Origin of the sequence: Pantoea sp. YR525, assembly GCF_900116775.1 — a bacterium.
GTDB classification, from domain to species: domain Bacteria; phylum Pseudomonadota; class Gammaproteobacteria; order Enterobacterales; family Enterobacteriaceae; genus Pantoea; species Pantoea symbiotica.
The window spans coordinates 19,195-40,938 of the sequence record NZ_FPBU01000017.1 but is presented as its reverse complement, the minus strand read 5'-3'; the positions used below and the strand labels follow the sequence as shown (position 1 = coordinate 40,938).

Annotated in this window: 20 protein-coding genes; 14 read left to right on the top strand and 6 right to left on the bottom strand. The window is 53.3% G+C overall.

The window, feature by feature from the left end; all coding sequences use genetic code 11:
* The first annotated feature begins 142 nt into the window (after positions 1-142).
* Positions 143-304 (top strand): YnfU family zinc-binding protein, encoded by a 162-nt coding sequence (locus BM323_RS24590; protein ID WP_008102026.1) that lies wholly within the window; start codon positions 143-145, stop codon positions 302-304.
* 4 nt (positions 305-308) lie between these two features.
* A complete protein-coding gene (locus BM323_RS23525; protein WP_008102024.1) occupies positions 309-554 on the top strand; it encodes a hypothetical protein in 246 nt (81 codons plus the stop codon).
* Positions 555-570: 16 nt separating this feature from the next.
* Here BM323_RS23525 and BM323_RS23520 read toward each other — a convergent pair whose 3' ends face one another.
* Positions 571-843: a hypothetical protein gene (locus BM323_RS23520; protein WP_008102022.1), complete on the bottom strand. Its 273-nt coding sequence runs from the start codon at positions 841-843 to the stop codon at positions 571-573.
* Positions 844-1,038: 195 nt separating this feature from the next.
* Here BM323_RS23520 and BM323_RS23515 point away from each other — a divergent pair, with 195 nt between their 5' ends.
* On the top strand, positions 1,039-1,515 hold the full coding sequence (locus tag BM323_RS23515) for a YciE/YciF ferroxidase family protein (RefSeq protein ID WP_008102020.1): 477 nt from the start codon (positions 1,039-1,041) through the stop codon (positions 1,513-1,515).
* A gap of 152 nt (positions 1,516-1,667) precedes the next feature.
* On the top strand, positions 1,668-3,056 hold the full coding sequence (gene clcA, locus BM323_RS23510) for a H(+)/Cl(-) exchange transporter ClcA (protein ID WP_091004351.1): 1,389 nt from the start codon (positions 1,668-1,670) through the stop codon (positions 3,054-3,056).
* 27 nt (positions 3,057-3,083) lie between these two features.
* On the opposite strand, the gene ampR is transcribed toward clcA, so the two are convergent.
* On the bottom strand, positions 3,084-3,962 hold the full coding sequence (gene ampR / locus BM323_RS23505) for a LysR family transcriptional regulator AmpR (protein ID WP_008106104.1): 879 nt from the start codon (positions 3,960-3,962) through the stop codon (positions 3,084-3,086).
* A gap of 116 nt (positions 3,963-4,078) precedes the next feature.
* On the opposite strand from ampR, the gene blaPSZ reads away from it, so the two are divergent.
* Positions 4,079-5,212, top strand: coding sequence for a PSZ family class C beta-lactamase (gene blaPSZ, locus BM323_RS23500; RefSeq protein WP_071531657.1), 1,134 nt, complete (start codon positions 4,079-4,081; stop codon positions 5,210-5,212).
* Between the two features lie 71 nt (positions 5,213-5,283).
* A complete protein-coding gene (locus BM323_RS24545; RefSeq protein ID WP_008106109.1) occupies positions 5,284-5,424 on the top strand; it encodes a hypothetical protein in 141 nt (46 codons plus the stop codon).
* Here the strand turns inward: BM323_RS24545 and BM323_RS23495 are convergent.
* The gene (locus BM323_RS23495; RefSeq protein WP_008106111.1) at positions 5,411-6,523 is read right to left on the bottom strand and encodes an MFS transporter; all 1,113 of its coding nucleotides are present in this window, start codon (positions 6,521-6,523) and stop codon (positions 5,411-5,413) included. The genes BM323_RS24545 and BM323_RS23495 overlap by 14 nt on opposite strands.
* Positions 6,520-7,062 (bottom strand): TetR/AcrR family transcriptional regulator, encoded by a 543-nt coding sequence (locus BM323_RS23490; protein ID WP_008106114.1) that lies wholly within the window; start codon positions 7,060-7,062, stop codon positions 6,520-6,522. Before BM323_RS23490 ends, BM323_RS23495 begins: the two co-directional genes overlap by 4 nt.
* Positions 7,063-7,237: 175 nt before the next feature.
* Between BM323_RS23490 and BM323_RS23485 the strand changes: the two genes are divergently transcribed.
* From BM323_RS23485 to BM323_RS23450, 8 genes are all read left to right on the top strand, one after another.
* The gene (locus tag BM323_RS23485) at positions 7,238-7,864 is read left to right on the top strand and encodes a response regulator (RefSeq protein ID WP_008106116.1); all 627 of its coding nucleotides are present in this window, start codon (positions 7,238-7,240) and stop codon (positions 7,862-7,864) included.
* Complete coding sequence (locus tag BM323_RS23480) at positions 7,864-8,268, top strand: Hpt domain-containing protein (RefSeq protein ID WP_036648819.1); 405 nt, start codon at positions 7,864-7,866, stop codon at positions 8,266-8,268. The genes BM323_RS23485 and BM323_RS23480 overlap by 1 nt, the downstream gene beginning before the upstream one ends.
* Before the next feature lie 315 nt (positions 8,269-8,583).
* The gene (locus BM323_RS23475; protein ID WP_008106119.1) at positions 8,584-9,081 is read left to right on the top strand and encodes a fimbrial protein; all 498 of its coding nucleotides are present in this window, start codon (positions 8,584-8,586) and stop codon (positions 9,079-9,081) included.
* Between the two features lie 48 nt (positions 9,082-9,129).
* On the top strand, positions 9,130-9,834 hold the full coding sequence (locus BM323_RS23470) for a fimbrial biogenesis chaperone (RefSeq protein WP_008106121.1): 705 nt from the start codon (positions 9,130-9,132) through the stop codon (positions 9,832-9,834).
* A 62-nt stretch (positions 9,835-9,896) separates the two neighbouring features.
* Complete coding sequence (locus tag BM323_RS23465; RefSeq protein ID WP_008106122.1) at positions 9,897-12,443, top strand: fimbria/pilus outer membrane usher protein; 2,547 nt, start codon at positions 9,897-9,899, stop codon at positions 12,441-12,443.
* Positions 12,444-12,456: 13 nt separating this feature from the next.
* Positions 12,457-13,548, top strand: a complete 1,092-nt coding sequence (locus BM323_RS23460; protein WP_008106124.1) for a fimbrial protein — start codon at positions 12,457-12,459, stop codon at positions 13,546-13,548.
* A 328-nt stretch (positions 13,549-13,876) separates the two neighbouring features.
* Positions 13,877-14,506, top strand: coding sequence for a response regulator transcription factor (locus tag BM323_RS23455; RefSeq protein ID WP_008106126.1), 630 nt, complete (start codon positions 13,877-13,879; stop codon positions 14,504-14,506).
* Between the two features lie 83 nt (positions 14,507-14,589).
* A complete protein-coding gene (locus tag BM323_RS23450) occupies positions 14,590-18,132 on the top strand; it encodes a transporter substrate-binding domain-containing protein (protein ID WP_254773312.1) in 3,543 nt (1,180 codons plus the stop codon).
* Positions 18,133-18,136: 4 nt separating this feature from the next.
* Here the strand turns inward: BM323_RS23450 and BM323_RS23445 are convergent, their stop codons facing one another.
* Together BM323_RS23445 and BM323_RS23440 are read right to left on the bottom strand one after the other, a co-directional pair.
* Positions 18,137-18,751: a response regulator transcription factor gene (locus BM323_RS23445; protein WP_008106131.1), complete on the bottom strand. Its 615-nt coding sequence runs from the start codon at positions 18,749-18,751 to the stop codon at positions 18,137-18,139.
* Entirely contained in the window at positions 18,745-21,564 is a 2,820-nt protein-coding gene (locus BM323_RS23440) for a response regulator (protein ID WP_175501738.1), read from the bottom strand. The genes BM323_RS23445 and BM323_RS23440 overlap by 7 nt, the downstream gene beginning before the upstream one ends.
* Positions 21,565-21,744 lie beyond the last annotated feature (180 nt).

Here is a 21,744-nt window from a genome sequence, read left to right as displayed (position 1 = left end):
GCTTTATAAGATAAAAGTTAATTTAAAATATTTAACTGAGCGTAATGATGGGGTTGAAGATCATTAACAATGTTGTCAAGTGTTAGTTGCAGTGAAAAAAGTGAGGTGTGTTAGAATAAGTTAACTGAAAAAGGAAAAAATCATGAGCTGGTTAAATCAATTTTTAGAAGGCTTATCGCGCCGGGAAATAAAAACGCAGTGTCCAGTGTGTAAAAAATTCTGCCCGCAATCGTCCTTAAAACAAGCGCGCGGGCAGGCTATGTTGTGCCCGCACTGTAAATCACTGTTTATTGCTGAGGTATAGACGCATGCGCCATATTCTTGAATGGATTGATTTAAATGAACAAGCGCCGGGCTACAAGCAGGAGTGCATTGTGCAATTTGATAATGGCGAGGTGCAGGGCGGCTGGCTTTACGGCGGGCAGTCGCGCAGCGGTGAGCATATTTTCCTTGAGTCACACGCAGAATATGAGACCAGCATGGGTGTTAACTTTTGGATGTCATTGCCACCCGCGCAACCGAACCAGCTTGCGACTGTTCACTCTATAATATGAAAACAGCAATATAATATTATCGCTCATATTCTATAAATGACCGCTGCGCTTCAGCCCGATCGACAAACTGAAATCCCAGTGGATGTATTAATTTTTCATCACAATACCAGCGATCATTTATTCGTTTAAAAATGTCACCCTGATGAAATGGTTGATCTTTATCCAGTCGCATAACGGCATATTTGCCGTTATTGAAGATAACTTCGTAAAGAGAAATTAAACCGAGCGGGAGTAAAGCACGTTCGTGAATAATTTCACCGCTCAGTTCGGGTTGCCTTGGCTTTTTCATGATTATGTCTCCGCTTGACCTATTTTAATTCTGGCAATGAATTAAACAATGCGTGGTGTTTATTTTTAAGGCTTCGCTTGTTAATTGTGTAATGTCCGCCAGGATTAAGTCAGTCTTATGTGTCGGCGCAATCTATTATTCCTTCTCGCCCACGTTTTACCTACCTGACATCCTACTTTATCAAAAGGCAATATTATGACGATTAAAACACTGCAAGATCTGTTTGTGCATGATCTCTCGGATATTTACAGCGCAGAAAAACAGATCACTAAAGCGCTACCAAAAATGATTCGTGCGGCCACCGATCCTAATCTGGTTGCGGCCTTTAAACAGCACCTGGAAGAGACGCGCGGACAAATTGAACGTATCGATCAACTGGTTGAGCTCACTGAAGGTGTGCAGATCAAACGGATGAAATGTCATGCACTGGAAGGGCTGGCTGAAGAGGCGCAGGAGATTATCGATGAAGTGGAGAAAGGGCCGGTTTGCGATGCCGGATTGATCGGTGCTGCGCAGAAGGTTGAACATTATGAGATCGCCACCTACGGTACTTTACGCGCGTTAGCCCTGAAACTGGATTATCAGGACGCCGCGAAATTATTGGGTGAAACGCTGGAAGAAGAAAAAGCCACCGACGAAAAACTGACGCTGATTGCTGAAGAGCAGGATTAATTCCCTGTGGAGGAGGCTAATGCAGCTAGCCTCTTCCAAACTGAAAAATCCGCTTGCGAATTCCTGGGTTAAAAATCACTTCATTCTCAGTATGCTAATGCCTCTTTTCTCAAACTTACGTTTGAACACTGTTACGAAAACAGAGGATTTGCATGCCTGCCAACGGTCACTCCGCAGAGCCCAACACGACATTACGTGCTGGGCGCTTCTTATTGATGCAGAAACTACTACGCCGCGACAAAACGCCCGTCGCGCTGTTGCTGCTGGCCGCGTTGGTCGGTGTGTTAACCGGCCTGGTTGGCGTGGCCTTTGATAAAGCCGTCAATTTTGTGGTGCATACGCGCTTAAGCTGGCTTGAGGATGTGGGTGACAATCTGCTGGTGAAAATCGCCGGCGCGTTTCTGCTCTCTGCGCTATTAGGCGCTGTCGGCTACTTGCTGGTGCGACGCTTCGCGCCGGAAGCGGGCGGATCGGGCATTCCCGAAATTGAAGGCGCGCTGGAGGAACTTCGTCCGGTGCGCTGGTGGCGCGTACTGCCGGTGAAATTTATCGGCGGCATGGGCGCGTTAGGATCGGGCATGGTGCTGGGTCGCGAAGGACCAACCGTGCAGTTGGGCGGCAATATTGGCGGCATGTGTGTTGATCTGTTCCGCGTAAAATCTTCTGAGTCTCGCCACACGTTGCTGGCAACCGGCGCTGCCGCGGGTTTGTCGGCCGCCTTCAACGCGCCGCTGGCCGGCATCCTGTTTATTATCGAAGAGATGCGTCCGCAGTTTCGCTACAGCCTGATTTCCATCAAAGCGGTGTTTGTTGGCGTTATCGTTTCCAGCATTGTTTTCCGCGTGTGTAATGGCAATGAAGCGATCATTAATATTGGTCAGCTGCAGGATGCGCCAACCAATACGCTGTGGCTTTATTTAGTGTTGGGCGTGTTATTTGGTGGCTGCGGCGTGGCGTTTAACCGCTTCATTTTCCTCGCGCAGGATCAGTTTCAGCGCTTACATAAAGGCCGCGTGGCACCGTGGGTGATGTGGGGAAGTTTGCTGGCTGGGATGTGTGGCGTGATTGGCTTGTTTCTGCCACAAGCCATTAACGGCGGGATTGCGCTGATTCCTGATTTCTCCAGCGGAGCTTACAGCGCGCTGGCGCTCTTTGCCATTTTCGCACTGCGCACGTTGATAACTATTTGCTGTTTTTCCTCCGGCGCGCCGGGCGGTATTTTTGCCCCGATGCTGACGTTGGGTACGCTGTTAGGTACTTGTTTCGGCCAACTCTGCATGCAGTGGTTACCGGGTTTGCATCTGGAGCCAGCAACCTTTGCTGTAGCTGGTATGGGCGCGCTGTTTGCGGCCTCGGTGCGTGCGCCGCTGACCGGCATTGTGCTGGTGCTGGAGATGACCAACAATTATCAGCTAATTTTGCCGATGATCATTACCTGTCTCGGCGCGACGCTGGCCGCGCAATTCTTCGGCGGCAAACCGCTGTACTCCTCAATTCTTGCGCGCACGCTGGCGAAAGCGAAACAGATAAATGTGCAGTAGGTGATTCGGTCGCCATGAATGGCGACCCTACGACGTCTGAGGCGCATTTATCAACCAACTAGAAAACACCATCATCGCGGCGCTTTCTGGCCGCGACTGCAAACGCGTTAACCAGTAGCCGCCGAGATCGATTTCTGCGGCGAAAGGGCGCACCAGCTTCTCGCTTTGCAGCAGGTGATTGAAAATTTTCACCGGTGCCAGCGCAATCCCTGCGCCCAGCAATGCCGCTTCGATCATCGTTAGTGATGAGTCAAAAATCATCACCGGATGCGCAGGCGATGGCGCATGTTCATTAATGCTGTGCAGCCATTGGCTCCACTCATCACGGCGGAACGATCGCAACAGGGTGAATTTGTGCACGTCTGCAGGCTGCTGCAACTGCCGGGCAATGGCCGGATTACACAGCGGCGATAGCGGGGCCGAGCAAATAAACTGCGCCTCGGTGCCGTGCCATGCGCCGCTGCCAAAGCGGATGGTGTAATCGTGGCCCTCGGCGGCTGGATCGACGCGATTGTTGTGGGTGGAGAGTTGCAGTTCTATGTGCGGAAAGCGGCGGTTAAAATCCTCTAAACGCGGCAACAGCAAACCGGTGGCAAAGCTTCCCACCACGCCGACCTTTAATTTCTCGCGCATTTGGCCCGATGAGAAGCGGTCCAGCGTATCGGCAATACGATCGAATGAATCGTTCAAAACCGGCAACAGACTTTCGCCTTCGGTGGTCAGCATTAATCCGCGTGATACCCGCACAAACAGCTGGCAGCCGAGCTGCTGCTCCAGCGATTTCACCTGCTGGCTGACGGCTGCATGGGTTACATGCAGCTCAATAGCAGCGTTAGTAAAACTTAGATGACGTGCAGCGGCTTCAAAGGCTCTGAGCGCGTTAAGCGGGATGTAAGGGCGAGTCATACGGAGACCTGTAAGAATTTCTATTGTCTGACGCTAAAATTAACAGTTTGTTGCTGCCTGTCAAATTGGGCAAACTGCCCGCGGAACAACAACCCGGAAGGTTAATAACAGTGAAATTGATTTCTCAAACTTTGATAGCAACAGCACTGACATCGGTGTGCTCAATGACGTTCGCCGCGACGCCAGATGTGGACGCCATCGTTGATCAGGCCATCAAACCTCTGATGCAGCAGCAAGCGATTCCCGGTATAGCCGTGGCGGTGGTGGTTAAAGGCCAGCCGCACTATTTTACGTGGGGTATGGCGGATGAAAAACAGCAGCGTCCGGTCACGCAAGAGACGCTGTTTGAACTGGGTTCGGTGAGTAAAACCTTCACCGGCGTGCTGAGTGGCGTCGCGGTGAACAAAGGCGAGATCGCACTGAGCGATCGCGCCAGTAAATACTGGCCCGCGCTGAATACGCCGCAGTGGCGTGACATCACGCTGCTGCAATTGGCGACGTACACCGCCGGCGGTTTGCCGCTGCAGGTTCCCGATGCGGTGACCGATGAAAAGGCGCTGGCGAACTTCTATCAACAGTGGCAACCGCAGTGGGCGCCGGGCAACACGCGTCAGTATGCGAACAGCAGCATCGGCTTGTTTGGCTGGCTGGCGACGAAACCCAGCGGGCTGACATTTGAGCAAGCGATGCAGCAACGCGTTTTTACGCCGTTGCAGCTTAAGCACACCTTTATCACCGTGCCCGACAGTGAGAAGGATGCTTACGCATGGGGTTACCGCGAAGGCAAGCCGGTGCGCGTGTCGCCGGGCCTGTTGGATGCCGAAGCCTATGGCGTGAAGTCGTCGATTAAAGATATGGCGCGCTGGATGCAGGCCAATATGGATCCGCAGCAGGTTAAAGACAAAACGCTGCAGCAGGCGCTGAATTTCGCGCAAACGCGTTTCTATCGTACCGATGCGTTATATCAGGGTTTGGGTTGGGAGATGCTCGATTGGCCATCACAGGCTGACATGGCAGTGAAGGGCGCAGATAACAAGGTAGCGCTCGGTCCGCAGCCGGTTCGGGATGCGAAAGCTCATCCGCGTGTAACAGCGTCGTGGGTGCATAAAACCGGCGCAACGGGCGGATTCGGTGCCTACGTCGCCTTTATTCCAGAGAAGCAGGTCGGCATTGTGATCCTGGCGAACAAAAATTATCCCAATACCGAGCGGGTTAAAGCCGCGATGCAAATCCTGAAAGCGTTGCAGTAAGCGTGTGGGGCGAACTTATCGTCCCATCCAGATCAACTACACTTTATGGGTGATTAATAAAGGAGCTGCAGATGAGCCATCACCCGAAAGATAAACGTGACGTGAATGACGAAAAGCATCCCGCGAAGGACAACCCCAGTGAACACGGTGAGATCCCCAGAACGCGAGATGACAGTGAAGATGACAAAAAAGATCCGTTTAACGACGAATAACTAACATCATCAGCAAGGGTAGCGCGGCAAACAGCATTAATGCGGTTGACGCGCCTGCCTGCGCATAGAATTGTCCGAACAGCAGCGATCCAATGACCTGGCCCGTAGCCAACATGAAGAACAGAATGCCCACGCCGATGGCGGGGGCATTTTCCGTTGCTGCTGCTCCCCACACCAGCAACACGCCCGAGAGCGTAACGTATGCTGCACCACCCAGTGCCACGGCGGGAAATAGCCAGATTGAATAGTGATGGCTGAATGCCAAAAGCAGTAAGGGAACGGCGAGGCAGCACTGCGACAGCCAATAAACCCACTTCATCCCTATCCATTTCGCCATCGGGCCAGTGAAGGCACCGATGATGCCTGCTGCGCCACCCATGAGCCACAGCAGGCTCACTATGCGATCGCTGACGTCAATGTGATGCAGCAAATCCGGACCGAAGCTCCACCATGCCGCGCTGGCGATGCCGCTAATTAACGCAATGATGATGAGTTTCTGCATAGAACGCTGTCGCATATGGCTTAACCAGGATTCATGTCCGCTGTTTTCACTTTGATGGGGCAGCTGACGCCAAATCGGCATCAGGCAGTTCAACGCCAGCATGGCGAAAACGCCACAGGCGACGCGCCAACCGCCGGGCAGCCAGTACAAAATTGGCACAGACAGCATAATCCCCATGCTGGTCCCGGCATTAATCACGGTATTCATCTGCGGCTGCTGTTCAGCCTCAATGCGCTGGCTGACGGCGCTCGCTAACGCAGGCGAGGCGAGACCGGCGCTCATGCCGGCGATAAACAATCCGACGCCCAGCATCCACGCTGAAACCGCGATCGAGATAATCAGCAAACCCAATGCGGCACACAGCGCGGCAACGGCAGCAGGAAAACGCGGTCCCGCGCGGGCGGTCATCATCGGCGCGATCAGCACCGCCACGCAGTAAGCGGCAAAGCTGCAGGCTGACAGCACGCCGGAAACGCGTGGCGTGAACGGGATGGCGTGCATCACCTCGGGCATCATCAGGCCCCAGGCGAAACGCGCCATACCGTAAGTGACGGCGATAAGAGAGAATCCGGTGAGGCCGAGCGTTGTGGCCTTCATGCCTGTTCACTGAGAGCGATAAGCTGCAGCGCGGCGTGCTTACCGGCTTCGCACGCCTGCGACGCACCAATGATCAGCGCTGAAGTGAGAACACCTTCGAACAGCAGCCACACCGCATCCGCTAACGCCAGATGCTGCTTGCCGAGCGCCTGTTCGACGGTGCGCGCAATGTAATCCCGCATCTTGTAACGGTAAGCCAGCGCCTGTTCGGCTAAAGCGGCATCTTCTCCAGCATATTCGCCCCACGCTTTTAGAAATAAGCATCCGTTATTGCCGTATTGCTGCATCCAGTCGGCCATCGCATCAAACATCTGGCTGACCGCTTGCGCATGTTCCGGCGGCGGTAATGCGGCAAAGAAACGATCCTGACGCGTCTCCAGCACCGCAGCCGTTAGCGCTTCACGCGAGTGAAAATGGCGATACAGCGTGCGAGTTGAGACGTTCGCCTCGCTGCAAATGCGATCGGTGCTGATGGCATGAAAGCCGTTGAGATAGAACAGCCGCTCAGCGGCATTAATGATATCCAGTTTCTTTTTCATACTTAAAAAGTAAACCGATCGTTTTACTTTTACAAGTTTGACTCGTCATCCATTTCGTCAGATTTGTAGGACATTTCCTCAGAGTCTGGAATATCGCACCGCTTATCTGATTGTTTTATTGGTAAGTTATTTTAAACTACATGGGACAATGACTGTCGTCTTAGGAGAGGTGAAGATGGCGAGTATTTTGATAATTGATGATCATCCAGTCGCACGTCTTGCCGTACGTATTTTGCTGGAAAAAGATGGGCATACCGTGGTGGCTGAAGCCGATGAGGGCCATCAGGCGTTGAAAATGATCAACGAACACCATCCTGATCTCATCGTGCTTGATCTCGACATTCCTGGACTGAGCGGCATTGAGCTGATTGTGAAGTTGCGCGCAGCGGAATATCGCGGTGGCATTCTGGTATTAACCGCCCGCGATGATGACCACTATTTGAGCCGCTGTATGAGTACCGGTGCCGATGGTTTTGTCGGTAAGCGTAATAATCTGGAAGAGCTGGGTGATGCGGTGCGTGCTGTGATGCGCGGTTACGGCTACTTTCCGCTGAAGCGTCGCGATAATAAAGGCACCAATAAAATGCCCGAAGCGGAAGTCGATGCGATTAAAAATCTTTCGAGCCGCGAGTTTCAGGTTCTGCAGCATCTGGCGCGCGGTATGAAAGTGATCGATATCTCTGAGATCATGCACATCAGCAATAAAACCGTCAGTACTTACAAAACCCGCATCCTGACCAAACTGGCGCTGAGTTCCACGCTTGAATTAATTGATTTTGCGCGCCGTCATCATCTCGATTAATGCGCTGTGCTGCACAGAAAGAGGCTCTCTTGGCTAAATCTGCAAAATCCTTAGATTCATTACTTAGCCTGGAACGTCTGCGCTCGTTAACTGGCCACGATGAATCCCTGCTGTGCGCCATGCTTGCCATGACGCTGAAAAGTAATTCTACGGATTTAAACGAAGCTGCAGCGCTTTATGCCCGCGCGGATTGGGGTGAATTAGCCAAAAGCGTGCACCGTATTTCCGGTGCCGCGCAGATTACTGGCGCACATCGTGCCGAAAATGCCTGTCGCCAGTTAGAAAAGGCCTGCCTGTCATCTCCCCCTGAATTGTTCCGATTAGCCAACCTGTGGTCCGAAGCGCGTGATGCGGTTGAAGAGATCAATGCCAGCATCGGTTGTTTTCTGCACGCACATCCGTAATCGTGAATCGGTCCCCAAAAATGGTGAGCCGACAGCCTACATAAGACTACAAATCCTGACATAAGCGCCTACATAATTTGCAGCCTTGTTTGACAAATGTAGGCCTCCGCTCCGATATCTGACATTCCCTGCTAACCGTAAACTTTGCTTCATCAGACAGACGACTTCCCTTAAGCAGCACCAGGTCTTATTGAGGAAGCTCAGTCTGAGGACCGGAGCAATTAGCCTCCACGTAAAAACGATAAACAGGGATTTTTTCTCGTGAGCAAAACTACTCAATCTATTTTCGCTGCTTCTGCTTTGGCTTTGCTGGTCATGAGCGCGGCCTCTCAGGCTGCTTCAACCGGCACCATCACCTTTAACGGTGAACTGACCGCCAGCACCTGTGACGTTATCGTTGACGGCCAGGCGGCAGACGCCACTGTCGTGCTGCCAACAGTGTCAACTAACCAGCTGAAAACCGCAGCTCAGGTTGCGGGTCGTACCGGCTTCAACATGGCGCTAACCAACTGTACGGGCACGCTGAAAACCGCAGCGGCGTTCTTCGAAGCGGGCGCAACCGTTGACACCGTCAATGGCCGTCTGAAGAACACTACCACCGGTGGCGCAACCAACGTCAGCTTGCAGCTGCTGGATGGTGCTAACTCAAGTGTGATTCAGGCAGGCAACCAAAACCAGATCACCAAAAACACCTACGCCAGCGTCGCGACTGGTAGCGCAACTCTGCCGTACGCCGTGCAGTATTACGCTGAAGGTGCCACCACCGCCGGTCTGGTAAAAAGCAGCGTCGTTTACTCGATTATGTACAAGTAATCACCGACAGGTGGGAGCAATCCCACCTTTCTTTCTCAGGATTCACGCATGAACATCTCCATCAGCAAAACCCTGCCCATATTCGCTTTGCTTTGCGCCACCTTCATCAGCGGCCAGGCTTTGGCCAGCATCGTCATTACCGGGACGCGCGTTATTTATCATCAGGATGACAAAGAAGTCTCCGTGCAAATGAAGAACGTGGGTGCGTCGCCGGTTTTGATTCAAAGCTGGGTTGATAACGGGGATGCCAATGCGACGCCAGAGAACATTCAAACGCCTTACATCATCACGCCACCGGTGAACCGTGTTGATGCCGGAAAAGGGCAGACATTACGCCTGTCGCTGACCAATCCAGGCGTGTTTGCCCACGATCGTGAATCGGTGTCATGGCTGAACGTGCTGGAGATTCCGGCGAAAACCAAAGAGAAAACAGAACTCAACACGTTACAGATGGCTTTCCGCACGCGTATCAAACTGTTCTACCGTCCGGCTGGCCTGAAAGGTGATGCCAATGAAGCGGTGAAATCGTTGAGTTGGTCTGTAAGTAACGGTCAGCTAAAGGCCAGCAATCCAACGCCTTACAATGTCTCGCTGGTGACGGTGAAGGTAAATGGACACACCATTGACGGTGAAATGGTGCCGCCGCTCTCCTCACTAACGTTGAAGATCAACGCGGGTGCGGGTGCCAACGTCAGCGGTGAGTACGTTAACGATTTCGGTGCCGTTCAGCCTTTTACCGCTGCAATTAAATAATTTCTCTCTTGAATTTCAATCTCCTATAGCCGGCATGCCAAGACGTGCCGGAAGGCATGCTTATGACTTTTACCAGAGAATCAGCACTGCCGCTGCGCTACACCTTGCTGGCCAGCGCTGTGTTTGCTGCGTTATTAAGTGGCGCAGAGCAGGTATTTGCTGCTGAAGAGGCGGAATTCGACGCCAGTTTTTTGCAGGTCAGCAAAGGCGCTGCCATCGATCTGGCGCGCTTTAATCAGGGCGCATCGGCAATGCCGGGAACCTATCGCACGCTGGTCTATGTTAATGAACATTTGATTGCCAATCAGGACATCAACTTCCACGAGATGGCGGATAAGCAGGTGCGCGCCTGCATACCTGCGCCGTTGCTGAAAAAGATCCCGTTTAACGCCTCGGCGCTGCCAGCTTCGGCTGCGGGTTTGCTCACCACAGAAACCGAGTGCAGCGATTTGGCATCTGTACTGCCAGACGCCAGCGTGAGCTACGACAGCAACCAACTGCGCCTCGACATCTCCATTCCGCAAATCTACCTCACCAGCGTGCCGCACGATTATGTTGATCCGGCTTTGTGGGATGCGGGGATTCCGGCGCTGATGCTGGGATATTCAACCAATGCCTACACCAGCCGCTCGGCGGGACAAGTGTATAAATCCTTCTTTGGCGGGATTAATGCGGGTTTGAACATCGGCGGCTGGTATCTGCGTCATAACGGCAACTACAACTGGCAGCAACAAGGCGGCAGCGGCTATCAGTCGCTTAATACCTTTGTACAGCACGATGTGGTGCCGCTGCGTGGCCGCTTAGTGGTCGGACAATCAAATACCAGCGGGATTATTTTCGATACGTTGCCGTTTAGTGGCGTTCAGCTGGCCAGTGACGAGCGGATGTTGCCGGAATCTCAGCGCGGTTATGCGCCGGAGATTCGCGGCATCGCGCGCACCAACGCCCGCGTGACGGTGAGCCAGCAAGGTCAGGTGATTTATGAAACCACCGTGTCGCCAGGCGAGTTCCTGATTAACGATCTTTATCCTACCGGTTATGGCGGCGATCTCGACGTAACGGTGAATGAAGCGGATGGCAGCAAAAGCAGTTTCCGCGTGCCTTACGCAGCGGTGGCGCAATTGCTGCGTCCAGGCACATCCCGCTATGACGTGACAGCGGGTAAATTGCGTGCCGACTACATCCGTGATGACGTCGCGCTCTATCAGGGCACCTGGCAATATGGCTTAACTAACGATGTTACTGGTTACGCGGGTTTGCAGGCGAGCCAGGATTATTACGCGCTGCAAGGCGGAACCGCGTTGGGTACACCGTTGGGCGCCTTCGCCTTCGATATTACTCAGGCGCGTACCCATCTGCGCAGTGCCGATAAGCAGCAAGATGCCAGCATGACCGGGCAAAGTTACCGCGTTAGCTACAGCAAAGCGGTGCCAGAAACCGGCAGTAATCTGTCAATCGCTGCGTATCGCTTCTCAACATCCGGCTTTATGGATTTTATGACGGCGATGCAAAGCCGTGAAGCTTTACAGCGTGGCGCCAGCCTGGATTCGGTTTATCGCGCCAAAAATCGCTTTTCGGTCACCGCCGGACAAGCGCTGCCGGATGTGTGGGGTAACTTCTACCTCAGCGGCTCGGTGCAGGATTACTGGAATCGTGAAGGCAACGAAAAACAGTTCCAGCTTGGCTATAACAATCGCATCGGTTCCGTGTCGTGGGGCATTTCCGTCAACCGTAGCTACAGCAGCTACGGCAGTTCGCAAAACAGTTACTTGCTGAGCTTCAGCATGCCGCTGGGTAGTGATAATCAGCGCCATACGCCACTGCTGCGTACCGAACTCTCGCATGATAACGGTGGACGTTGGGGACAACAGGCTTCGCTTTCAGGCACCGCAGGCGATGATAGCCAGTTCAGCTATGGCGCGACGGTGCGTCATGCCTCACCAAATGAGGGCAGTAGCGGCGCGTTGAACGGACAATATCGTGCCAGCACAACCAATCTAAGTGGTTCGGTCAGCAGCGGTAAGGGCTATCAGAGTGCTTCTGCTGGGCTTAACGGTACCATCGTGGCACACAGCGGCGGCGTCACTTTAAGTCCGTACAGCGGCGACACTTATGCGCTGTTGGAAGCCAAAGGTGCGCAGGGCGCGAGCGTCTCCTCCTATCCGGGCGTGTATGTCGATAACAACGGATATGCGCTGGTGCCGTACCTCAATCCTTATCAGATGAATGAGATCGTACTGGATCCAAAAGGTACGTCAGCGGGCGTTGAGCTTGAGAATACCTCATCGCGCATCGCACCTTATTCAGGTGCGGTAGTGAAGGTGAAATTTAATGCACATCGCGGTCTGCCCATTCTTATCACCGCCAATTTGCAAGGTAAACCGCTGCCGTTTGGTGCTGATGTGTTGGATAGCAAAGGCAATGTGGTGGGTTCCGTGGGCCAGGCTGGACAAGCTTACGCCTTGGTTGAACAGGAACAGGGCGCATTGACGGTGCGCTGGGGCAGTGAAGCGCAGCAATCCTGCGTATTGCCTTACAAGCGTGTGCCTGAGGCACAAAATAGCCAGCCGGGATTGCAGACATTCAATGCGGTGTGCGGCCGTCAATAACAGGGAATAATGTATGAAAAAATGGATATTTAGCGTGCTGCTGTTGGCGGTACCGCTCACTTCGGTGCAGGCTGTCACCTGCGCCGTCGACGCTTCAGCGCCTGGCATTATGACCACGGTGGCACTTCAGGGCGGAAATATTACCGTGGGGCAAGATGTGCCGGTTGGCACCACCTTGTTTCGCCAATATTTCAAACCCTCATACGGTCCCGCAGTGCACTGTGCTAGCAATCCCACCGCCTGGTCTTGGGAAGCGCGTTCAAGTTACGGTTTTAGCCCTAAACCGTTGTCTGCATGGAACAGTGGCGCCTGGGCGGGAAAAGTGTATGAAACCGGTGTTCCGGGGATTGGTGTTGTGGCCTGGTACAGTGGGAATGCATTTCCTTACAGAAGAGACGGCAACAGCGTCCCGGTAAATACTGATTATACCTATCGCTCTGAAGTCTCCTTTGATATCTCATTTATTAAAATCGGTCCAATCGCGCCAGGAATCATTCGAGGACAGGATTTACCCACTGTCGTGATGGATTTCAATCCAGACAGTGGCGCCAGCGTGCGTTTATCATCCGTTAGCTTTACTGGCACGCTGAATGTGGTCTCACAAACCTGCACCACGCCAAATCCGGTGGTGCAGCTGGGAAGCTATAACGCCAGTCAGGTGTTTAAAAACGTCGGCACAACCACCAGTTGGACTGATGCCAGCCTGCGGCTCACCAACTGTCCGCGTTTTTACGGGCTGATGGACAGCGGGCAATCAAACTATGGTTCTGATTCAATTACCGATCGCGGTAAGGCGGGAACACCGCAAGCGAACACGCTGGGATTAACCCTCAAGCCCAACACGTCGATTATTGACGCCACCAGGGGCATCATTGGTTTGAGAAATGAGGCTAACGTCGCGACAGGTGTTGGCATCCAACTAGTAACCAACACTGCCGGAGCGGGGACACCCGCGCAATTTAATAGTGAAATGCGTTATCCCACCACTAATAACGGCAGCGGAATAGTTACCCTGCCGTTGTTTGCCCGCTATATTCAAACCAATGCTACGGTAACGCCGGGGCATGCGAATGCCACCATGACTTACACCATCAACTACTATTAGTTTCTTGCCACGCCGCATCAGAATTTTCATTCATGGCCTGGGCTCAGAGGATTTCTCTGGTCCCAGACCATTCCGCTTCTTACGAGACCGCTACTTCCTGCAGAAACGCAAAGCATCTTCTTACATTTGGGCAAAATTCCCTGCTAAGTTATATTGTTACCACAGTGCCGATAAATGGGGCTTTACTCAGATGAAGGAGATCGTTGTGGTCTGTAAACCTTCAGCATAAGTAATTTCCTACAGACCATTCTGTTAAAACGGGATAGTGTAAGCCGCCCTGGGAACACATTGATAACCTGCTCAGCGTAGTCATCAGGATCTCATTTTTATGAAAAAAGTAATCATTGTTGATGACCATCCGGTTATCCGATTTGCAGTAAAAATGTTGCTGGAACGCAATGAGATGGAAGTGGTGGCCGAAACCAATAATGGTGTCGATGCCATTCAAAAAACACGGGAATGTTTGCCTGATTTGGTGCTGCTGGATATTGGTCTGCCAAAGATTGATGGTTTCCAGGTGCTGGAGCGGCTGCGCACCCTGAATCTGCCGCTGAAAATTTTAGTGCTGACATCGCAATCGAGCAGTCACTTCGCCCAGCGCTGTAAACAAGCCGGTGCCGATGGCTTCGTCACCAAATCCGATGATATGAGCGAGCTGTTAGATGCCATCAAAATGGTGATGCGCGGTTACAGCTTTTTTCCGCAATCAACCCATCAAACGTATGAACAGACCCACAGCGAACACGATGACGCCGGCTTGTTGGAGCAGCTTTCCGATCGTGAGTTGAGCGTGTTAATTAGCATTGGCAAGGGCATGGGTAATAAACAGATTGGCGAACAACTGCTGCTGAGTGAAAAAACCATCAGCACTTATAAACATCGCCTGAAACAGAAGCTCAATGCGCAGTCGCTGATCGATTTAATCGATTTTGCCCGTCGTAACAACCTGATCAAATAACCGGTGCTATGCGTAAGCTTTGCTGCTTTCTCCTGATTTGGCTCTGTGCCGCGCTTATTCCTGTGCAGGCGAAAGAGTTCCATTTGCTGACTCGCGCCTCATTTGAGGGGCTCAAACCGCTGGTGCTTTCGGCGGCGGAGCGTCATTTACTCCATGACAAGAAGCAGTTAGTGATGGGCATTTTTCCCAGCGAGTCGCCGCCTTATGGCATGACTAACGTGCGGGACGAATATGAAGGATTAAGCGCCGACTATGCGGGACTGGTAGCAAAACAGCTCGGTTTAACGCTGCGCATCGAGCAATTTGAGTCGCTGGAGCAAGCACTCAATGCGTTGGAAAGTGGCAAGATCGATTTGGTGCCTTCGCTCACCGCACGGCAGGATGAAAGTCCGCTGCTTTTTTCTGATCCTTATGCCAGCGAACAACCGGTTCTCGGCATGCGCGTCAACGATAACGTTCCTTTGCCCGGCGATCTCAGCAACATTGATGTTGCCGTGGTAAATACCTATCTGCCATTAAGTCTGTTACGCCACGCTTATCCGCACGCCAACTTCCGCATGTACAACAATTATCAGGATGCGCTGAGCGCCGTCTCCTTTGGTGCCGCGCGCGTCTATCTGGGTAATAGTTTCTCCCTCAGCCGCAATTTTCTGAATAATTTGCGCATGGTGCGCTTCAGCCAGCTGCCGCAGAAGATGATCAGTTTTGCGCTTCCCGCGCAGGCGACAGTACTTCAGGCGCTGGTTAATCGCGCAATCAGCAATGTGCCGCAGGAAGAGAAGAACGAGCTGTTACGTATTTGGCAACCCGACATGGTGGGGATGAATCAATCGCTGAATACGCCACCTTTTACCGACGCGGAACGCAAATGGATGGTGGCGCATCCGGTGATAAAAATGGTGATGTTCAGCCAGGACAAAGCCGCGCCGATGACCATCATCGATCAAAGTGGCGCATTGCGCGGCATGGTCAGCGACCTCATTACGCTGGTGACATTAAAAACCGGCTTGCGCTTCAGTTTCGAAACCGTTGATACCTCGCAAGAGCTGGTTAACCGCGTCAATAGCGCCGATTTTGATATGTTCGCCTCGCTCACGCCGAGCGCTCAACGCGAGCAGCAGATTCTGTTTACCCGACCTTATCTGCGCAGCACCTTTGCGCTGACCACGCGCGTCGGCAATAACGATATTCACTCGCTGCCCGATCTGCGCGGTAAGCGCCTCGCGATGGTCGCCAACACCAGCGTCGAAAATATGGTGCATGCGCGTTATCCGGAAATCGAGATTGTGCCGGTGCAGAACATCACAGAAATGATGGCGAAGGTGGAAAAGGGCCAGGCGGATGCGGGCGTCGATATTCTGGTGATGGTGGATTATCAGATCAAAACCCACTTCCAGAATAAGCTGAAGATGGTCAGCGCCATTGGCAGTTCACCCGCGTGGGTCTCGTTTGGCGTCGGACGCGCCGATCCCGAACTGCGCAGCATTCTCGATAAAGTGCTGCTGAGTATTCCGCCGGTAGAAATTGAGGAGCTGGCTAACCGCTGGCGGCCCAGCGATCTGATTGTTTACGACAGTTTCTGGCAGCGCTATCAGGCTGTGCTGATCGCCAGCATCATCTTCTTCGTGCTGATCATGCTGATGGTGATCGGCTGGGCGCTGTATCAGCGACAAATCATCCGCCGTAAAGCCGAATTGCGCCGCGAACTGAATGTGCAATTGGCGCAACTTCAGGTGTTGGTGACCAGCATGCCGTTCCCGGTTTCGCTGCGTGATAAAGATGGTCGTTTGACCTACTGCAACCAGCGCTATTTAGTGGAAACCGGCGTGATTTATGAAGAAGCGCTGGGCAAAACTATGCGCGAACATCCCGGATTACGTACGCCAGAGCAGGCGGCGTTTTATCATAATCAGCTGATTGATGTGGTGAAAACCGGCATTCCGATCGTCGAAGATCGCCGTTATGACCTGTGGGACAACCCGGATTCTTCGATTGGCGTCACCGTTTATCAGTGGATCCAGCCGTTCAATGACAGCGATGGCAACGTGGTCGGTGTTATCGCCGGATGGATGGACATCTCGGAACGTGAAGCGCTGTTTGCCGAACTGCGCGAGGCCAAAGAGCGGGCAGAAGATTCCAGCCGCGCCAAATCGGTATTCCTCTCGACCATGAGCCATGAAATCCGTACGCCAATGAATGCGATTATCGGCATGCTGGATATGGCGCTGAAAAAAGGGCGCAGCGGCGAGCAGGATTTGCAGGCATTGGAAGTGGCGTACGATTCAGCGGAAAGTTTGGTGGGCCTGATTGGCGATATCCTCGATATCTCGCGCATTGAGGGCGGCCAGCTGGAATATCACCCTGAAGCGGTGCATCCCGGCAAGCTGATCGATAATCTGATGAAGGTGTTCCAGGGGCTGGCGATCGACAAAAATATCACCCTGACCAGGCACATTCCCGAAGAAGGGTTGGAGCAGGTGCTCGCCGATCCGCTGCGCATTAAGCAGGTGCTGTCCAATCTGTTAAGCAACGCAATCAAATTCACCGATCAGGGCGGTGTATCGCTGACGCTCAGCCAACAGAAGGATGTTGCTGCGGGCCGCGTGTATCTGGTTATTGAAGTGCAGGACAGCGGCATTGGTATTGATGAAAAACAGCAGGCCGCGCTGTTTAAACCTTTTAGCCAGGCCGATAACCGCCGCGCGGGGACCGGATTGGGTCTTTATATCAGCCGTACCATATGTGAAAAGATGGGCGGAACCCTAACGCTAAGCAGTGAAAAAGGTGTGGGAACCTGCGCGCGCGCCACCCTGATGCTGCCGATGGCGGAAAGTCAGGGCCTTGAGCTGGAAGACCAAGCGGAAGAGGGTGAAAAACTGCCGCTCCGTTCGGTGCTGGTGGTAGACGATAACGCCGCGAACCGTATGCTGCTGGCGAAACAGTTGAGTTGGTTGGGCCAGCATGCGGATTTAGCTGCCGATGGTCACGAAGCGCTGCAGATGTGGCAGCGTGGCAATTACGATGTGGTGATCACCGACTGCAACATGCCGGGGTTAAATGGTTATCAACTAACAGAGATTATTCGTGAATCGGAGGAAGATTTAGGGCGTGAGCCGATTTGGATTATGGGCTTTACCGCAAATGCGATGCATGTGGTAATCAAACGATGCCTGGAAGCTGGCATGAACAACTGTCTGTTTAAACCCTGCTCGATCAGCAGCCTGGCGGCGGCATTGCGCGCAATCGGCACGGAACATTCTCCAGCGGATGTGAACATTCCTGCAATGCCGGAAAGTAGCGAGGTTGATCGTCAGATGGAAGCGGCGATGCGTGATTTGATGGTAGCCACACTGGCGGAGGATTTGGCGCAGTTAGACACGCTCAGCCTCGAACAGCATCGTGCTGAAATTGCCGATGTTGTGCATCGTATTGCGGGCAGCGTGCGTATCGCCCATCAGCATCTGCTGGCCGATGTCTGCCTGCAGCTGGAAATTGCCTGCCGCGATCCACAGCTGCAGAGCGAAGCATTGCAGCCACGATTTAGCGAGCTGGTCACGCGGTTGGAGGCTTATCAGGATAAGCTAGAGAGTGCGGCGGTATTGAGTGATATTGCCGAAGAGGAGTAAAGGGTCAAAAGCCAGCGCGCTGGGCGAAATCCACCACATCACTCACTTTCACGGTGTGCATTTTCTGCATGATGCTGCGCTTGTAGGTGCTCACCGTTTTGCTGCTGAGGTGCAGTTCACTGGCGATGATCTTATTGCTTTTTCCTGCGCCTAGTTCACGCAATATCTGCATTTCACGGTTGGTCAACGAGCCAATTAGCGCCTGATCCTGCGGATGGTGCGGCGTAATATCGGCACTGCGCATCATCAGCGTTTCACCTTTCTCAATTTCACTCAGCACGTAGTTGAGCATCTCAACCCCGAAGCCTTTGCTGAGATAGCCCTGCACCTGCCACTTCAGCCTTTTAATCTCATGCCAGCAACTGTCAGTGCTGGCATAAATCAGCAGCTGCAAAGGGCCGCAACATTGGCGCGCAGCGTGCAATTTTTTCAGGTGATGTTCGCTGAGCCCGGCCATATCCATGATCAGCAAGGTCGGTTTATCCAGCAGCAATGCGTGGATCAACTGCGTCGCATCGGATGTGGCGCAGGCAATCACATAGCCGCGTGCGCTCATCAGTTGAGAAATGCCCTCAACCATAATCGGATGGCGATCAAAAATAATGACGCGCTTTAACATGCGGTTTCCTCAGTGCGTAGACAGTTCGCCAGAATTTCACGTAGCTCTGCTGGCGCAATCGGCTTGGTCAGGCAGCCATCAATGCCTGCCTTGCGGCAATCTTCAGCGGCATCAAAACTGCTCATCGCCGTTAAGGCGTAGATTGGTGTCGCGGTCAGCTGCTGGTTTTTCTCTCGTTGCCGAATCGCACGACTCATGGCAAAGCCGTCCATCTGCGGCATGGTGCAGTCGGTAATCACTAAACTAATCTCATGCTGATGTTGCTGCCAAAGCGTCAGCCCTTGCTGGCCATCTATCGCACTCAGCACCTCGCAGCCCGCTTTTTGCAGCTGTTGGCTCAGCAACAGGCGAGCAGGCGGATAATCGTCAACAATCAGCACTTTAAGGCTGGATTGTTCCGCAGCGCGTGGCGCAATAGATGATGCTTTCACCGGTGCTGCGGAGAAGTGCAAGCTCACGCAATTGCTCTCTCCGGACACACTTTCGATCAAGAGCTGCGCGCCAGCATCCTGGGCCATGCGTTGGCAGGCCGCCAGACTAAAGCCGGTTTCCGCCCAGGCACGCGTATCATCAGCGCCTTGTAACGCTTGCCACTGCTGCGCGAGCAGGCCGTCACTCTGATTGCTGACGGCGATCGCCAGCGGTAAATAGCCATTGGCATTCTGCGCTTCGCAGCAAAGCGTTACCGTGATATCGCCATGCTGGGTGTGCTGAATGGCATTGCGTAACAGGCTGGAGGTAATACGGATAATCAGCAGCGGATCGAACTCCACGCTCGGCGCATCGGGATCCAGCGTGACATGCAGGCGCAAGCCTTTCTCCTCAGCTTGCTGCTGGAACAGCGCCACCGTGCTGCGCAGTAACGAAGGCAGATTCACCACGCGAATGCGGCTCTGTTCATCACGCGCCTCAGCGCGGAAAATATCAAACACATCGCCGGTAATAGAGAGCAGCGAACAGGCGGATTCATACACCGTTTGCAAATTTTCATTGTGCTGATGCTGGCTGTGTAACCGCTCCAGCTCCAGTTCCAGCAGGCCGGTAATGGCGTTGAGCGGGGTGCGAATTTCATGGCCCATGCTCTTCATAAAGGCATTACGCGCCTCGAGCACCCGATCATTCTCTGCTTTGGCTTCCTGCAGTTGACGAATCAATGTCTGATTACTGTTGAGGCGTTCGCGCAAGGCTTTGAGCGACTGACACAACCGACCAATCCACCAGCCCACCAACAGGAACAGCAGCAGCGCCAGCAACATGGTGATCGCGACTAAGGTGGGGGAAAATTCGCGTGCTGATTTCTGATCCGGTGCCAGCAGCGTGTCACGCCAGGAGCTGGCCATGCTCATCAGTCTGTCGGGAGGCGTTTGCTGTAGGGCTTTGTTGATAATGCTAAGCGCGGGTGAATCTGCTCGCTGGGCGGCAAAGCCCACGCTGTAAGGTTTTACCGGCAGCGAAAGTGACTGGTGCAGACGATGGAACGGATTGCGCTTCAGCTGATACTGCACGGAGAATTGCGATCCAATCGCGCCGTGCGCCTCACCGTTATTAACCAGCACCAGCGCCTGCTGAAGCGTATCGGTGATGATCAACTGCAAAGTCGGATACCAGGTTTTCAGCCACGGAATCAGCGGGTTATTTTGCTGAATAGCAATTTTCTCGCCCGCCAGCTCGTGCAGTGAAGCAGGCTGAATGGTGTTGAGTTGCATCACCAGCACCGCTGGCGTCACCAGCCAGGGTTCGCTTTGAGTCATTGATGGATCGGCGGCTTCTGGTTCACCCGGCACCGTCAGGCTGCTGGCCATAATCGCCTGCGGATATTTCACCCACAGCGCGGTTAGCTGCGCATCGTCTTCGGCCATTTGATAGTTGAACTGTAAGCCGAAGCGCTCGCTTATTTGGCGCAGCACATCGATCGCCAGGCCGGAGGGTTCACCTTGCTGGCTGACAAAACTGATGGGTTCGCGCCGACCATCCAGCAATACGGTGATGGCGGGATTTTGCTGGCTCCATGCCAGCTCTTGCGACGTGAGTGATAATGTGGGATTGCCGAGTACTGCTTCACGATCCATGCCCCAGCCTTGCGCAATGCGCAAACGGCTGACCAGCGGCAGATGAGTGAGCACATTATTGATGGCGCTCAGCAATTGCGGTTCGGCAGCCGGTACGCCAAAAGTGAGCCGGAATTCACCGAGTGAAGGATGCGGCAGCAGCCACAGATTATCGAGTTGATTATTGCGCTGCAGATAGCTGGCGGTGGCATGGCTAAAACCAGTGGCAGTGGATTGACCAAAGGCAATTGAATTGATCGCCTGATAGTAATCCTCAAACGCTTCTGGCGAAGGGCTAATATCCGGCAGCGTTTGGCTGTCCATCACCAGCAATGGCAGCTTGCCGCCCGGCGCTTGCTGTCCGGCGCGCGTGACGACCACCGCACGATCGTTCAGCCACGGCAGCGAAGCGTGCACCGATGTGTGCGGCGCGAGATCGGGGGTCCAGATCGCCAGCATGCCGACTTCATTGTGGTTCAACGCGCGAATCGCCTCATCCCGGCTGCGATAGTGAACCAGCTCAAAATGTACCTGCAGCGTTGATTCAAGCAGCGCCAGATAATCCGCATCTATGCCCGCCAACTGCCCACGCTCCATGCCCAAACTGACCGGCGGCTGAGACGCGCCCCACACGCCGACGCGCACCACGGGATGTGTTTGCAGCCACGCGCGAACATTCGCGGCAAAGGTTACCGGCGGCGGATTGACTTCAATGCGCGGGGCCAGCGTTAGCGCTTGTCCTTGCGCATGCGGCAGCCCTGGCATGAAAACCAAGGTCAGTAGGGCGAGCAAGAGGTAAAGGAGCAGTCCGTTTTTCATCGTCAAATAATCGGTAAATTTTCTACCCTGCATTTTGACGTAATGCTGCATGGAAATAGCCAGGCCAGGTCTTAGATATGACAGTAAGTGCATGAAAAATAATATAAGTATTTTCCTACGCGCGCC